The 1,576-nt window shown below is 31.1% G+C and carries 2 protein-coding genes; both read right to left on the reverse strand.

The genetic code is table 11. From position 1 onward, the window contains the following. The coding region (locus tag WBM60_RS04670) for a hypothetical protein (RefSeq protein WP_424282804.1) at window positions 1–623 on the reverse strand (623 nt) is incomplete at its 3' end. 302 nt (window positions 624–925) lie between these two features. Further along, window positions 926–1,351 (reverse strand): hypothetical protein, encoded by a 426-nt coding sequence (locus tag WBM60_RS04675; protein WP_424282805.1) that lies wholly within the window; start codon window positions 1,349–1,351, stop codon window positions 926–928. Window positions 1,352–1,576 lie beyond the last annotated feature (225 nt).

Below are 1,576 nucleotides of genomic sequence, written 5' to 3' on the forward strand. Positions count from 1 at the left end.
GGATAATTTTCTGAAACTTTAAAAGTATTGTCCCCCGTGATGTAGCTTTTCATCATTGGAAATTTTGCCAGATCTGTTCCCTTTTCAAATTCAAGGCCTTTTTGTTCATAGAAAACAAAGTCCTCATCCAATTTATCTGAATACTTTGCCAGGAGATCTAGTTTCTCATTATATATAGAATCAAGTGATTTTAGATAATCTTCTTCGGATAGGCCTAGATAATCATATTGCACGGTTTCATGAATAGATTTATTAAGGGCAGTTTTCGCAACAAGATAGTTGTTTTCATCAGCCCCCTGACCATCAAATTTCGGAGATTCTCCAAGGTCATTTGGAGTGAAACTTATGCTTAAATCAAAGCCGGGTTTAAGGAAGATTTGAGCCTGTTCTTTGTCATATTTAATTGAATAGTAACCTTCAGGGACCTTCAATGTGTCGCTAAACAAACTTTGATTATCAAGATTAATATTCTTCAATACCACTTGCTTTGAATTCAAAATTTGCAGTGTGTCAGCTATCGAATTTTTTAAACTTCCTGAAAGTGTCACATAAGTTTTTTTATCTAGCTTACCACAACTACTAATTAAAAATAAGGGGATTATCAATACTAAGATTTTCTTCATATTTCAAATATTTTTCCAAAGTGTTTGGGCCATAATTTTAGCTGTAAAACTGATTAGAATTTTACAATTAAGAACTCAAGCTGTTTAAAAGTAAGAAATTTCTGTTTATTTAAAGGGAAAGACTGAATTGATACCCTTGTTAGCTAACGTCTTAGTAATTCAATTAGATTTTTTATAATCCTTTATTTGAACTTTAGAGTCCCGATAGCTCCTTCCCCATAGTATTACGAAGGAGAAGCTATCGTGATGGACTAGGGCTTTTCATAGGAGACGTTGTTGGCAACTGGTATTTTTATTTGTTTTCACTGACATTCTATTACTTCTAACCAAATCACAGGGTATTTTAATATAGATCCATTTTCCTTTTCATATATGTATATCTGCTTATAAACTTCAAAGTTTTGAAGGATTTTTAAGTTTCCGTTTTTCTCAGAATTCTTTATGTTTTTTTCTATTAATTCATTTCTATAAATCATTAAGTCTAAAATAGTCTTTAAATCCAATTTTTCTATTTCGTTTTGCAACGCGTTTGTTATTTCTAAATTGTCAATGTATCGGAAATAATTTCCTTTAATATAAAATGTAATTTCTCCGTTTTTCTCAATTATTTTTCGATTGTCCTTATTTATAATTTCATTATTCAAATTAAAGGACACATGGGCAATTTCCCCATTTTGAGCGTAAGATTTTATTGAACAAATAAAAAAAAGATAAAATAATATTTTCATATTTAAATCATTTGTGGAATTAATTGCTCTATTTGTTGCCAACTTGTTATATGCGGATAAATTTACTTGATATTCCTTCTCTGTGACAGGATATGAGAAGATTTTTTTCCGAGTTTATCTAATCCTTTGTTTGAACTTTAGAGTCCCGATAGCTCCTTCTCCATAGTATTACGAAGGAGAAGCTATCGGGATGGACTAGGGCTTTTCATAGGAGCCATTGTTGGC

This window comes from Eudoraea sp. (genome assembly GCF_049669105.1).
GTDB lineage: Bacteria > Bacteroidota > Bacteroidia > Flavobacteriales > Flavobacteriaceae > Eudoraea.

What these genes read in the sequence shown, in the direction of transcription:
- WBM60_RS04675 (WP_424282805.1), bottom strand. Translation starts at nt 1,351, where the DNA reads ATGAAAATATTATTTTATCTTTTTTTTATTTGTTCAATAAAATCTTAC.